This is a genomic window from Leptospiraceae bacterium, from assembly GCA_024233835.1.
GTDB lineage: Bacteria > Spirochaetota > Leptospiria > Leptospirales > Leptospiraceae > JACKPC01.
Window position 1 is genome coordinate 360,132 of the sequence record JACKPC010000002.1, and the last position, 12,791, is coordinate 372,922.

General features: G+C 34.3%; 14 protein-coding genes. 8 read left to right on the forward strand and 6 right to left on the reverse strand.

Going from position 1 to position 12,791, the window contains the following annotated elements:
• Positions 1-82: 82 nt before the first annotated feature.
• Both H7A25_10905 and H7A25_10910 read left to right on the forward strand, forming a co-directional pair.
• Positions 83-403 carry a hypothetical protein gene (locus tag H7A25_10905; protein ID MCP5500404.1) on the forward strand — a complete coding sequence of 107 codons (321 nt, stop codon included), beginning with the start codon at positions 83-85 and terminating at the stop codon, positions 401-403.
• Positions 404-456: 53 nt separating this feature from the next.
• Positions 457-1,518, forward strand: coding sequence for a PA0069 family radical SAM protein (locus tag H7A25_10910; GenBank protein ID MCP5500405.1), 1,062 nt, complete (start codon positions 457-459; stop codon positions 1,516-1,518).
• Here H7A25_10910 and H7A25_10915 read toward each other — a convergent pair.
• Positions 1,507-1,893: a hypothetical protein gene (locus tag H7A25_10915; protein MCP5500406.1), complete on the reverse strand. Its 387-nt coding sequence runs from the start codon at positions 1,891-1,893 to the stop codon at positions 1,507-1,509. The two genes, H7A25_10910 and H7A25_10915, sit on opposite strands and share 12 nt — an antisense overlap.
• A 272-nt stretch (positions 1,894-2,165) precedes the next feature.
• On the opposite strand from H7A25_10915, the gene H7A25_10920 reads away from it, so the two are divergent.
• From H7A25_10920 to H7A25_10935, 4 genes are all read left to right on the forward strand, one after another.
• Complete coding sequence (locus H7A25_10920) at positions 2,166-4,286, forward strand: response regulator (protein ID MCP5500407.1); 2,121 nt, start codon at positions 2,166-2,168, stop codon at positions 4,284-4,286.
• Positions 4,279-5,445 (forward strand): fused response regulator/phosphatase, encoded by a 1,167-nt coding sequence (locus tag H7A25_10925; GenBank protein MCP5500408.1) that lies wholly within the window; start codon positions 4,279-4,281, stop codon positions 5,443-5,445. Before H7A25_10920 ends, H7A25_10925 begins: the two co-directional genes overlap by 8 nt.
• A gap of 50 nt (positions 5,446-5,495) precedes the next feature.
• Positions 5,496-5,873, forward strand: a complete 378-nt coding sequence (locus H7A25_10930) for a hypothetical protein (GenBank protein MCP5500409.1) — start codon at positions 5,496-5,498, stop codon at positions 5,871-5,873.
• Positions 5,874-6,028: 155 nt separating this feature from the next.
• Positions 6,029-6,586, forward strand: a complete 558-nt coding sequence (locus H7A25_10935; protein MCP5500410.1) for an HAD-IA family hydrolase — start codon at positions 6,029-6,031, stop codon at positions 6,584-6,586.
• Here the strand turns inward: H7A25_10935 and H7A25_10940 are convergent.
• From H7A25_10940 to H7A25_10950, 3 genes are read right to left on the reverse strand one after another with little or no spacing between them, the layout of a single operon-like run.
• A complete protein-coding gene (locus tag H7A25_10940) occupies positions 6,564-7,772 on the reverse strand; it encodes an HD-GYP domain-containing protein (protein MCP5500411.1) in 1,209 nt (402 codons plus the stop codon). The genes H7A25_10935 and H7A25_10940 overlap by 23 nt on opposite strands.
• A gap of 3 nt (positions 7,773-7,775) precedes the next feature.
• Positions 7,776-8,255, reverse strand: coding sequence for an SET domain-containing protein-lysine N-methyltransferase (locus tag H7A25_10945; GenBank protein MCP5500412.1), 480 nt, complete (start codon positions 8,253-8,255; stop codon positions 7,776-7,778).
• A complete protein-coding gene (locus tag H7A25_10950) occupies positions 8,230-8,925 on the reverse strand; it encodes a 1-acyl-sn-glycerol-3-phosphate acyltransferase (protein MCP5500413.1) in 696 nt (231 codons plus the stop codon). Before H7A25_10950 ends, H7A25_10945 begins: the two co-directional genes overlap by 26 nt.
• Positions 8,926-9,055: 130 nt before the next feature.
• Here H7A25_10950 and H7A25_10955 point away from each other — a divergent pair, with 130 nt between their 5' ends.
• Complete coding sequence (locus tag H7A25_10955; GenBank protein ID MCP5500414.1) at positions 9,056-10,777, forward strand: EAL domain-containing protein; 1,722 nt, start codon at positions 9,056-9,058, stop codon at positions 10,775-10,777.
• Positions 10,774-11,829, forward strand: coding sequence for a hypothetical protein (locus tag H7A25_10960; protein ID MCP5500415.1), 1,056 nt, complete (start codon positions 10,774-10,776; stop codon positions 11,827-11,829). The genes H7A25_10955 and H7A25_10960 overlap by 4 nt, the downstream gene beginning before the upstream one ends.
• A gap of 96 nt (positions 11,830-11,925) precedes the next feature.
• On the opposite strand, the gene H7A25_10965 is transcribed toward H7A25_10960, so the two are convergent.
• Both H7A25_10965 and H7A25_10970 read right to left on the reverse strand, forming a co-directional pair.
• The gene (locus H7A25_10965) at positions 11,926-12,414 is read right to left on the reverse strand and encodes a DUF3368 domain-containing protein (protein ID MCP5500416.1); all 489 of its coding nucleotides are present in this window, start codon (positions 12,412-12,414) and stop codon (positions 11,926-11,928) included.
• Entirely contained in the window at positions 12,401-12,658 is a 258-nt protein-coding gene (locus tag H7A25_10970; protein ID MCP5500417.1) for a UPF0175 family protein, read from the reverse strand. Before H7A25_10970 ends, H7A25_10965 begins: the two co-directional genes overlap by 14 nt.
• Positions 12,659-12,791: the final 133 nt, after the last annotated feature.

Consider the following 12,791-nt stretch of genomic DNA (forward strand, 5'->3'; position numbering starts at 1 on the left):
TCCTCTATTATACCCTTTTATATTTTTACTATTTTTTTGTTTAGTTCTTGCAATAAAAACTAAGCTCTTTTAAAATTGGATTATGACTCATGAAAATACATATTACTTCTGTATGGAATCCGGTAATTCAGTTCTATGCCTGACTGTTGGCAGGTTGAGCGGAAAAAAGAGAAAAGTATTTCTAAAAAAAGAGATGGAATACGTAATTCGACCCTTAAACAACCGGGTTAAAAAACGTAAAATTCGCCATTGCATTTTTAAAGACCTGAGTTATAGCCACAGCAAAAAAGAACCATTAGCCAGGGTTTTCTTTTTAGATACCGGTAAAATCGGACTATTAAAATTATCCCTTCTGGATTATCCGGCACCTGCAGAGCAAACTTTAAGTCGTCTAAAAGGATAATACCTATACAGAAAAATGCTTGCATATATTTGTATAGTATATATATTTAATGTATGCAAGCAGATCGTTTTCATACACCCAATCGCGGAGCTACAATAAACCCGGAAGGTCGCTTTGAATCCCAATCCTATCAGGATTTTCAGGACGGTTGGGAAATTCCGGAAGAAAAGCAAAAACTGGAAACCATCGTCTATACAGAATATGCTAAGTCTATCATAACACGAAACGATTCCCCGGATGTTCCGACCGAAAAAACTTTAAACCCCTACCGGGGCTGTGAGCACGGTTGTATTTACTGCTATGCAAGGCCGAGTCATTCTTTTTTAAATCTCTCTCCCGGTCTGGACTTTGAGACCAAACTTTTTGCAAAGAAGAATGCAGCCGAACTCTTAGACAGGGCTTTTCAGAGAAAGAACTATATTTGTCGGCCCATCAGCATTGGTTCCAATACCGACCCCTACCAGCCTATAGAAAGGAAATGGAAATTAACCCGACAACTTTTAGAAGTGTTCTTAAAATGGCAGCACCCGGTAGCTATCATTACCAAATCCTCCCTTATTAGCAGGGATCTGGATATCCTATCTGCACTGGCCAAAAAGAACCTGCTTCGTGTTTCCATCACTCTTAGCTCAGCCAATCCTGACTTATTACGTATAATGGAGCCCAGGGCAGCCTCTTTCACCAGACGCATTTCTACCCTGAAAGCTTTGACTGAAGCCGGAATTCCCACAGGAGTTATGACAGCTCCAATTATACCCAATATCAATGATTCCGAAATGGAATATATCCTGAATATTGCTTCAAGAGCCGGTGCTGTTTCCTGCGGATATGTCCTGATTCGTTTACCTTATGAGTTAAAAGATATCTTTAAAGATTGGCTTCAACAGCATTTTCCGGAAAAGTATAAAAAAGTCATGTCTCTAATTAAGCAAACAAGGGGAGGAAAGGAATACGATTCTGATTTTTCCCAGAGAATGACCGGTACAGGAGCCTATGCAGAACTATTACTAAACCGCTTCCGCCTGGCCAGGAAGAAATACGGTTTTGAAAAAGAACTAAAGCCCATGAGTACGGAGCTTTTCCAGAACGACAGACAACCCTGTCTATTCCCTTGAAATGGCTCTTTGTTCCAATTTTTCAAGATGTTCTTCTTCTGATAAATCAGGCTTATACAAGCCCTCAGTCAAATTTTTAAAACACTCTTCATAGGAATTTTTTTTATCTGATATACAGAGGGTTTTTCTAAATCGAATATATTCATTCGTTTTACAATTTTTTATATCCAGAGATAAGGAAGGATTCTCTTTCTTATAGATTAAACTTAGATAAAAAATGGCATCGACTTCCGAATTTTTTTGGCATTCGCTCTTTTTTGAAGTTGGATACTGGATATAATTAAAATGATAAGAAAGATATTCCTCAAATTTCGTTCCTATTGTTAATGTTTCAGAATTAATAATCGAAATTTCGATCCTTTTTACCTTTTCCATTTGACTGTTTTCCTTTTCCTTCTTAAGCTCTATGGTTCGACAAGTAATGGAAAGAAATAGAAAGAGAATTAGATAGATTCTTTTCATGAGCCCTCTGATTTTGTAAAAATTCTTTTTTTTTTAGAAATACATTTGTTTCCTGTATTATCTACTGTATTCTGGTATTTATATGGGTTTTAATAGAGTAATTCAGAGCTATTTTTATCGCTATTTTTTTTTCCTGTACGATAAATACAGACCTATTTGTTATCTATACAGTTGAGGAAACCTTTTTGAATTTCCGTATCCCAATACTACTACAAATCTACTTACTGGGCGGATTTATTCTCTTAGGACTTGGAATCTTTATTGTAATTTCCTTTAATGAACTATCTACCAAAGAGAATCTAAAAAAGTACAACCATATTTCTAATTTAATTGAAAAAAAATTCGAGGTAGAACTATCACAATGTAATAAAACCGACTGCAACTTAAATTCCTCTCTGGATGGAGTTATTTTACCCGAGGATGAATTCATTATTATCTGTAATAATCAGGGAAAAGTCTTATCCTCATTTCAATCCAATCATAAAATAGGGGATGTATTACAACTTAAAAAGTTAAAAGAAAGAGCTTATATAAATAATATCTATTACGCTCCTGTAAAAGGAACCAAGCTTTTAATAGTCTTAGGTCATAATAAAATTTTTAGTTCTTATTTAAATATTGAATATGTTACTGGTAGAATATTCATTGTTATGGCTATTTTATTTGTATTCTCAACTTATTTCTATGGAAATTGGCTTACTAAAAGATTAAGAAGAATACATTTCTCGATGAAAACTTTAATCGAAAGTTCAAACAATGATCCTTTGTTTTCAGATTCAATAGATGAAGTTTCTGAAATCGAAAATCTATTATTCCGACTATCTCAAAAATTAGAACAAATAAACGAAGAGACAAAAGGTAAATTACGAGATTTAAGTGAAGAGTTATTTATCTGCAAAGAAGAATTAGAAGTTTCCCTTTCCAATAATAAAGATGCTACAGAATCCAGAACGATTTTCTTGTCCCACCTAAGCCACGAAATAAGAACTCATATTAATGCCATCATGGGTTATTTGCAATTATTAAAAAAAGAAAAAGTTTTTGATAACTTTACTTATAAAACAAGAGACTATCTGCAAGGAATATCCATAAGCAGTGATAATTTAGTAGAACTTATTACGAATGTATTAAATCTTTCCAGGATAGAATCAGGTAAACTTGAAATAAAAGAAGAAAATGTGAATATAAAACTCTTACTTCAGGGAATTTACCACCTGAATAAATCAAAGGCAATAAAGAAAAGTATTAATTTCAATTATTCTTTTGATCCGGATGTTCCGGAATATATCTATGCAGATAGAGGAAAACTTAATCGTATCCTAACGAATCTTTCTAATAATGCTATCAAATTAAGCTCTCATGGTAGAAAAATAAATTTAAAAATAAGCCATCTGGAAGATAAACTAATATTTTCAATTCATTGCGAAGGTGTTAATCTGGCAGCAGAAATTAAGCAGTCTCTATTTGATTATAATATAAAAGACTATGAATTCAGGGAATTTGATTATATAAAAACGAGTCTCGGCTTTTACACAGCCAAACAAATGGCTAAGCTGATGGGAGGAGTTTTTGAAATTCAAACGGAATCCGGTGATGGTTGCAAACTTTTACTATCGATTCATTACATCGCATCCGAACCAAAGCTTGAAACAGTAAGTACTGAAATAAGCTATAAATCTGAACTCATATATAATATATTAATAATAGATGATGACCTCTTTAATCTGGAAATTTTAGAAAGTCTTTTTTCTAACCTTGGCATGAATGTTGAGAAGTCAGATAATCCTCATAATATATTCAAAAAACTTTCAAATTTTAAAGCTGATCTTATATTAGTAGATATGAATATGCCATTGATGAATGGTGTTGATCTGGCAAAACAAATAAAAGAGAGTGATGACTTCAAAAGTATTCCTATCATCGGAATGTCAGCCGATATTTATCTTTACCAGGACAAAAATATAGAAGAGCAATTTGTTGATTTCATTTATAAACCCGTCGATTTCTCTCAATTACAGGATAAGGTTAATCAAATCCTCGGAAATAAGAAAACAGAAAATGCTTCAGATAGTCAAATAATGTATCCCCCCGATCTACAAATGAAAATAAAAGCTCATCTTACAAAAATAAAGGCGATTCCCCTATTCTTTCCTGAAAAAATATTCTCTGAAATGAAATTAATTGAAGAACTATGTGAAACAAATAAATTAGCACCACCAAAACTTCTCTCTCAAATAAAAGAAGCTATTTACAACCGAAGGTCATCTGACATTCCCTCATTACTGGAGACAGAAGGCCATGTATAATATTCTTATTGTAGATGATGACATTCAAAACATTAAAATTTGTGAAAGCATCCTGCTTAAAAATGATTATTCTGTAGGTTTTTTGCTCGAATCCCAATTATTAATCGATCGCTTAAATGTAAAAAAACCGGATCTTATTTTATTAGATGTTTATATGCCGGAGATTGATGGAATCACTCTTTTACAGGAAATTAAAAAACATAAGTATCTATCTAATATTCCAATCATTATGTTAACCTCAGATGATGATCCGGATTTACTCTCCCGTTGTTTTGATGGAGGAGCATTTGATTTCATTCATAAACCTGTTAATGATAAAATGCTTCTTGCACGTATTAAAAATATTATTGATCGTAACTGGATAATAAAACAGGTAGAATTCCAGAAAGAAAGTCTTGAAATCTCAGAGAAAGTAATCAGTCAGTTATATGATCAAATATTAAGAGATTTGAATAGAGCCAGAAAGATCCAAACAACTCTTGTAAGTCAAAACTTCCCCAAGAGTTCACATTTTTCCTTTCATTCCCTTTATTCTCCGGTAGATATGGTGGGTGGGGATTTTATAATTTTTGATAGAACTCAGGAGGATTTAATAGAAATTTTCTTTGGAGATGTATCCGGTCATGGTGTCTCTTCTGCCATGATAGCCTGTATGGCAATCCTTGCCTTTAAAGTAGCCGTTCAAACCCCCAAATCTCCATCACAGAACCTTATACAAATGCATGAGCTCTTATTTCCCGTAATCAATGGAATTCATTTCATATCGGCTGTTTATTTGCAGTACAAACCTTTTTCAAAAGTCCTGCATTATTCTTATGCCGGCCATCATCCCATTATTTTAGAAAGATCCAACGAAATTCAAGAACTCGAAGGTATGGGAACTGCTATGGTTTTATTCTCCGAAATTCATGTAGAAGATTACCAAATTTCTTTACAGAATGATGATAAAATCCTTCTTTATTCAGATGGTCTCATTGAAAATTTTAACCAGGAAAACGAAATGTATGGCTTAAATGGCCTCACCGAATCCTATAAAAGAAGAAAGGAAGAAAAAGACTTCGAGTTATTTTTACAGGGTCTCGCCGAAGATGCCAGAAACTATTGCCTCGGTAATCTTAGAGATGATATTACCCTGCTTCTCCTAAAACAGAAATCTTAGATATATCCAAAAAAGCTTTACAAGTAAATATATTATGTTACTCTGTTATTATGGATTCAAAACTCAGAGCTTCTTTAATAAGAGAAGCAAATCAGGCCTTTAATGAAGGTGATATAACAAAAGCCAGGCAATTATACGTACAAACAGACTATAAAGATGGTTTAATTCGACTTGGTGATTACTATATGTATGATAAAAAGCTACCTATGCTGGCTTATGGTTATTATAAAAAAGCCGGCAAACAGGATAAGGTGGATGAAATCTTTCAAAGGATGTTGTACGCTCTTTCTGAATGGCTCGGTCGAGATAAATTTAAAATTCAAAAGGTTGAAACAAAACCACTGGATCCTTCTGATTTTACCGTACACCCTACACTCAAAGCCAAAGCTCTTGAAATCTTAAAAAATCAAAAGGGTAAACAATCCTGAAGCCCTATCTTTTCCTTGATGTAGGTGACACCTTAATTCGACTGCGAGTTCCACCGGGTGAAATATACTATGATATCTTTCGCTCGCAGGGCTACATTCCTTATGAAGTTTCAGAAACAGAACTAAAAGAAGCTTTTAATTCTGCCTGGCAGGATATGTCCACCCGGGCTCCCTCAGATCATAAAGACAGATATATTCATCATAAAAATGGGCACGATGGATATTGGATAGAATTGATAAATACATTTCTTAATTATATCGGATCCAAACGTTATCCTATGGCAGAGCTATATCACAGTATTTTTATTCGTTTTGAAGATGAAAATCTCTGGGAAGTCGAAGGTACTTTTTTTGAACTCTATGAGTTTATAAAATCAAAAGGAATAGGCTTTGGTTTAATTTCCAACTGGGATCTACGACTCAGAGGTTTACTTTCAAGAATGAGACTCCTGCCCTATTTTGATCCGGTTTTAATTTCAGCAGAATTTGGTTATGAAAAGCCTTCCTTAAAAATATTTCAAAAAGCAATGGAATTAAGTGGGGAATCTCCTGAGAACCATATTTACGTAGGAGACAAGCCTGAGCTTGATTACTATCCACCCAGGAAATTGGGTTGGAATTCTTTTATCATAAAGACAAAAAGACTTCCGGAAGATAATTCAATCCAGATGATTAGTACATTGTCTGAGCTTATTCATCGGATAGATTGGTAGAACTCACTTTTCGAATCCTGAGAGTTTCTCCATCTATTTCATCCCGGCTTAAAGCTCTTTTTATTTTTAAAGCTCTATCTATTTTCAAATTAATTTTTCTGGGTTTCTGTAATCTTTCATGTTTGGAATCTGTTAATATTTGAACAATAATTTCGGCTCCATCCGGATGATGTTTATGGTATAGTACCTGAGCGACCTCATGTGTATTTAACAAAACAAGAGAACCTTTTTTATATTCGGCTCGCTTCGCCAGAGAGGTCTGGATATCATGTATAAATTTCTCAGCTATTCTTGGAGCAAAATGTGTTCCGGTATAGGTTTCAATCACTTGAATTGACTCTTCAGGAGAAAAGGCAGGTTTATAAGACCGGACTGCCGTCAAAGCGTCATATACATCCGCAAGAGCTACGATCACAGAATAGTCATCTAATTTATCTCCCATAATTCCTCTGGGATAACCTTTTCCATCATATCTTTCATGATGCTCATAAGCCATATTTATCACCCGTGAATTTAAATGAGTATCTGACTTCATAATTCTATAGGAGTGGGTTGGATGAGATTTCATGATTCGTTTTTCTTCTTCTGAAAGCACACTTGTTTTATTGATTAGGCTGGAAGGTACCGCAATCTTTCCTATATCGTGCAGAAGACCGCCAAGGCCAATTAGCTTGATTTCTTCATCAGAATAGCCCATCTTCTGAGCCAGGCTTAAAGAAATAATCGCAACATTAACCGAGTGACAGAATGTATAATCATCATGATTTCGTAAATCCAGAAGATTAATAATAGTCGATGAATCCTGTTTGATTTCATCATAAATTTGGAGTATAGATTCCGAGCAGGATTGAAAATCTATAGCTTCATGATTATTTAAAAAACTAAAGGTTAAGTTCCTTAAACCACTCAAACAGGATCGAATAGATTCTTTGGAAAAAATCCCCCTGTGATAACCTGTGAGTAAAGACTCAAGTCTATCTTCTTCACGTTTTTCCCAATCAGATTTCTCATATTCCTCTTTTGCCCTCGGAAAATATTCAAGATAGGTAAGTTTCTCTTTTAAAAAAAATTTCTGTATTTCCCTGGTGAAAACAACACGTTCATTCAGTACAATTTCACCTTTTTCATTAATCAGAGTGCCATCCAGTATGGTTCCTATCCTGAGTTTTTCAAGAGCAATCTTCAATTTCTAGTTTCTGTAAAAGTTTTTTGCTTTTTCCGTACTGACATATAAGCGAGTGAAGTAAGAACCATAATTCAAATAGATCTCATCTCCTGCTTCAATTCTTTTTACAGCCTGTATTTGAATATAGGGAGAAGTTTTCTTTTCTAAAAACTCTACGTTAAACGCCTTCTTTCCGCTTACTCTTTTTCTATCTACAGTTGCCGGAGAATGATTTATATAACCCAGTAGCATTTTCTTATCAGGGTGAATATAAGCATATCCTTTTACTTCGAGACCGGTAATATCCAGCATGTGGGAACAATCTACTCCTTTTTCTTCGAGCCTCTCCCCCTCTTCCTCTGTTATAAGTTTACCTTCGTAATCACCCAGGATTTCTCCTTTTTCAAAATCCCTGGCAGCAAAAAGTCCATACCCCGCATTCGGTATAAGACTTGGCTTTACAATAAAATCTTTTGATTTATACAGAACTTTTTGTTGTTTCATTTCCTGTTCCCTCTTTCTTTTTTGGTGGAGGAAAATTATATGAGAAACCGGACAGTTCCCCCATTTCTACCATTCTTTCATGAAAAAATTGAGAAGCATCCATTCCTGACTGAAAAAAATGAACCTTTCCAATTTTAAGAGTGGCTTTTTTCCTTAAAAAACCTTTTTCATAAGAAATTCCCAGACAGACTACGGCAACTTTTTCTTTTGGTTTCCCCATGACAAACCGAAAACCGGCTTCTTTCCCTCTTCCCATTTTTCCCGGTACCCGGGTTTGCTCTGGAAATATTCCCAGCATGTTTCCCGCATGAAGTACTTTTCTCGCAAGAATTAACTGACTTTTACTTTTTTCAGGATTTTCTCGATTAATGGGTACCCCTCCACATTTTAAGAAAAAACCCATAAATATAGGAGAAGCGAGAGCGTCTTTCATTACACACCAGAAATCATTTCTTTTTCCGGAGGCCCTGGTAAGCACGCTATAGCCGAGTGGAATATCATGGTAACTGGAATGCTTGGATAGGATTAAAAGCGGACCCTCATTGGGTATATTTTCCGTACCTTCGATTCGAACATTAAAAAAGATTCTGTAAAATGCAGAACCCAATATATATAATATTCCGGAAGGTATTCTCCTTTTGCCCGGATGGCCTTCAAACTTTTCTTTCATTCTGGAGTTATTCTGCCCGGTATCAGGAATTGGATCAAGACTTTTTATTCCTCTTTAAATTTTTACAAAAAAAGACTTTTTTTCTATTCTTTTCCACCCATACTTTCTATCTTTGTTTTGGGACTTTGGAATGAAAAAGATTCTGGTAATAGAAGATCAGGATGATGTAAGAGATAATATTTGCGCAATTCTGGGCTTTGAAGGCTTTGAATGCATGGGAGGAGCGAATGGAAGGGAAGGAATTGAGAATGCCCTAAAATTCAGACCTGATTTAATTATTTGTGATATCATGATGCCAGAAATGGATGGCTATGAGGTATTGGATGCAGTTCGAAAGAATCCGGAATTAGGCAATATTCCCTTTATTTTTGTTACTGCTCGAACCACAATTAACGACATCCGGTACGGAATGTCAATAGGTGCCGATGACTACTTAACCAAACCGTTCTCAGCCAACGACCTGATTTCCTCTATTAATACCCGCTTAGAAAGACACAAAAACCTTTCGGCTAAATACGAGGAACAGTTACAAAAAACAGAAAAACAACTCCTCCAGGTTTCTTATCATGATAGTACCAGTGGTTTTCCAAACCAATTTTTACTTAAAAAAGATTTAGATAGCATTATCCTCGGACAGAATAAAAACGAGCCGGTATCACTAATTTTATTTCTTATGTCCAAACTGTATTATTCTTCTTTCGACACGGAAAATGATACAAGGGAAGTCATACATTTAATCATGAATGCAGTAAAAGATAAACTGGGTTTACGTGGCATTTCCATTTATCATCTCGAAAAAAGTTTATTCGCTATGATTTTAAAAGGAGACCATGCAAGATTATATGAAGAAATTGCCCGAACTCTTATAGATTTCTCCCATGCTCCATTTCAATATAAGAATATTGAAATCAGTCTTTACGCAAATGTTGGAATTGCTATAAGGTCTTATAATGAAGATAGTGCATCTCTTATTAAAAATGCACGCATTGCCTTAGAAGAGACAGGTAAAAAAGGTTCCAGAGAATATTCTATCTACAACTATAATATTGAAGATAAAATTCGTAATGAAATCATTCTTGAAAATAAACTTTTCCACGCTGTAGAAAACGAAGAATTTATTCTTCATTATCAACCCAGAATCAACATTCAAAAGAAAGTCATCGAGGGTATGGAAGCTTTAATCCGTTGGAATAGTCCGGATACCGGTTTAGTACCTCCTAATATTTTTATTCCTGCTTTAGAAGAAACCGGTTTAATTGTAAGTGTAGGGAAATGGGTACTCTATAACTCGATCCTTCAAACTAAAAAATGGGAAGAAAAAGGTTATGGTAAACTAAAAGTATCAGTGAATGTTTCTGTATTACAAATATTGAATACTGAATTTGATCTTACGGTTAAAGAACTTTTACATACCACCGGTTTTTCTCCTTCTCAACTTGAACTCGAAATTACCGAAACAAATCTTATGGCAGATGTAAATCGCTCAATAGATATTCTGAGAAAATTAAAGAGCCTCGGAGTTTCGCTTGCTATGGATGATTTTGGTACCGGCTACTCGTCTTTAGCCTATTTGAAAGACTTTCCCCTTGATTGTATTAAGATCGATAAACGTTTTATAGATGATGTAGATACAGATCCACGAAATCGTGCTATTGTTAAAGCGATTCATTCTATGTCCAATTCTCTTCAAATGAATGTAGTCGCCGAAGGAGTAGAAACGAGGGAGCAATTAAATATTTTGGAAAAAATTAATATTGATCAGGTTCAGGGTTACTTCTTTTCAAAACCACTTAATATTGTAAGTTTTGAACAGTTCTTAAAAGATAGTTCAATTCCCGGCAATAAAAAATGAAATTCTTAATAAGCTTTTGTTTGATTATACTTCATATATCCTGCACATTCCATCGTTTCAAGATGAATGGAGAAACCTTCTCTACTTTAAACAAACCTGAGTATTTAAATTCTAAGGTAGCATTTAGTTTGAATTACCTAAAACATGAGAACCTGGAAAAAAATATTTTAGAAGCTCATTATAAAAGCTATGTACCGGACGAACTAACACAATATTTTGAAAACAACTGCTGCATCGAAATAAAACCCGATTCCAATTTTATTATTAACTATTCTCTTCATCTCGAACCTAAAAATGAAGACCTTTCCTTATTAAGCAGTATTTTATCTATCTTTAGCCTTTTAATTTTCCCCGCTATAGAAAGATTCGATGCAATCGTAAAATTTGAAGTTACACAGAAAAATACCGGTAAGATAATTAAAACTTATCATTATAATATTGATGAGTTAGCCATATCATCCTGGCTAACCATTCCTGCAGGTATATTTGTAGATGTATTCGATATTCCCTCTTATTCTCAAAGCACCTTTTATTCACATAAATATCCTATAAAAATTATTATTCAATCATTTGAAAAGGATATCAGTAATGATATAAAGCAGGCTCTTTTTACTAAAACTATAGATAATTTACAAAATGCTAATTCTTCTAGATTCGATACAAATTATGCAATTCTACCGGTAGAAGCACCTCAAGAATATAAAAATCTATCAGATACAATTTACAACCAGTTAGAATCTTTGCTAATACAGAAACAACTTAATGTATTAGAAAGAAGTAAACTAACTTCTATACTTGAAGAACACAGATTATCCCAGGAAGGCATTAGCCGCAATGATCTGGAGTTGGGTAATCTACTGAACGTTAGTCACCTGATTTCCGCCAAATTACAAACGAGTCTGGAAGGAGATGGTTTTCTGGATCTAAGCATAAAAAAAATAGATGTAAAAACAGGAGTCATCCTCTGGAAATATAATTATAAAATTGATAGTAATAACCCCGAACTCTTCATCAGAGGAGCCATTGAGAGCTTAAAGAAAAGAGCATTTTAATAGCCTTAATGCCCAGAGTCAGGTAATTCCTATGCTTTATATCGAAGAACATAGCACTTATAGCCCGAAGGCAGAACTACCCCGGTAAAACGGGGTTTATTTTTCTCCTGCCCTGTTAGATAACATCGAAATAACTTCATCACTTATCCACATTCCGTTTTCTTTTAATTGGTATAAAGTTTTTTTAACGCTACTTATTAATTTCTGATTTTTTGCCTCTATGATAATTGAACCGGTTCCTAAAACAGAAAGCTTATGAGTAAAACAACATTTCTTTGCTGCTAAATCATCAACTATAGCAGTATACTCCGAATTATAAAAACAATAACTAATTACAGCAGTTTCTCCTTTTCCCAGGTTCCAGGATACTATTTCAGGAGCTATAGCAATTTCTTTTCTCTGAATATTCACTGCTAAATCTAACCACTTTTTTACTTCATCTCTCCCTACACCCATAGCTATCTCATCATATACAACTTCAGGTATAATAATTCTCTCAAATAACTTTTCCCATAAAAAACCAAGTCCTGATTTTACAGTTACAATTAAAGGTGAAGCATTTATAATCACTTTATTTTTCAACATAGCTTAATTCATAATCCAGTAATTCTTCTGTGTATTGTATTACAGATACTTTATATTTATGTAATACTTCTATAAACTCCGATCTTGATAGCTCCGCTATTTCGGCGGCTTTATTCTGTGAAATTTCCCCCAATTCATACCACTTTATTACAGCTGCAATCTTTAATTCTTTTATAAACTCGTCCGGTGTCTTACGAAAGGTTGCAAAAGCAGTTTCAGGGAGTTGTATTGTATATGTGCTCATAATCGTGTAATTACCCTGTTACAATTAGTATTATAAGCTTCTATAATTTCAATCAATATTTTAAAGCTCCAAGGTACATTCTCCTTTACCGGCTTAAGCTTAAACTATGCCGGTCAGGGAATATCATAAGAAA

What these genes read in the sequence shown, in the direction of transcription:
- H7A25_10905 (MCP5500404.1), top strand. Translation starts at nt 83, where the DNA reads ATGACTCATGAAAATACATATTACTTCTGTATGGAATCCGGTAATTCA.
- H7A25_10910 (MCP5500405.1), top strand. Translation starts at nt 457, where the DNA reads ATGCAAGCAGATCGTTTTCATACACCCAATCGCGGAGCTACAATAAAC.
- H7A25_10915 (MCP5500406.1), bottom strand. Translation starts at nt 1,893, where the DNA reads ATGGAAAAGGTAAAAAGGATCGAAATTTCGATTATTAATTCTGAAACA.
- H7A25_10925 (MCP5500408.1), top strand. Translation starts at nt 4,279, where the DNA reads ATGTATAATATTCTTATTGTAGATGATGACATTCAAAACATTAAAATT.
- H7A25_10930 (MCP5500409.1), top strand. Translation starts at nt 5,496, where the DNA reads ATGGATTCAAAACTCAGAGCTTCTTTAATAAGAGAAGCAAATCAGGCC.
- H7A25_10935 (MCP5500410.1), top strand. Translation starts at nt 6,029, where the DNA reads ATGTCCACCCGGGCTCCCTCAGATCATAAAGACAGATATATTCATCAT.
- H7A25_10945 (MCP5500412.1), bottom strand. Translation starts at nt 8,255, where the DNA reads ATGAAACAACAAAAAGTTCTGTATAAATCAAAAGATTTTATTGTAAAG.
- H7A25_10950 (MCP5500413.1), bottom strand. Translation starts at nt 8,925, where the DNA reads ATGAAAGAAAAGTTTGAAGGCCATCCGGGCAAAAGGAGAATACCTTCC.
- H7A25_10955 (MCP5500414.1), top strand. Translation starts at nt 9,056, where the DNA reads ATGAAAAAGATTCTGGTAATAGAAGATCAGGATGATGTAAGAGATAAT.
- H7A25_10960 (MCP5500415.1), top strand. Translation starts at nt 10,774, where the DNA reads ATGAAATTCTTAATAAGCTTTTGTTTGATTATACTTCATATATCCTGC.
- H7A25_10965 (MCP5500416.1), bottom strand. Translation starts at nt 12,414, where the DNA reads ATGTTGAAAAATAAAGTGATTATAAATGCTTCACCTTTAATTGTAACT.
- H7A25_10970 (MCP5500417.1), bottom strand. Translation starts at nt 12,658, where the DNA reads ATGAGCACATATACAATACAACTCCCTGAAACTGCTTTTGCAACCTTT.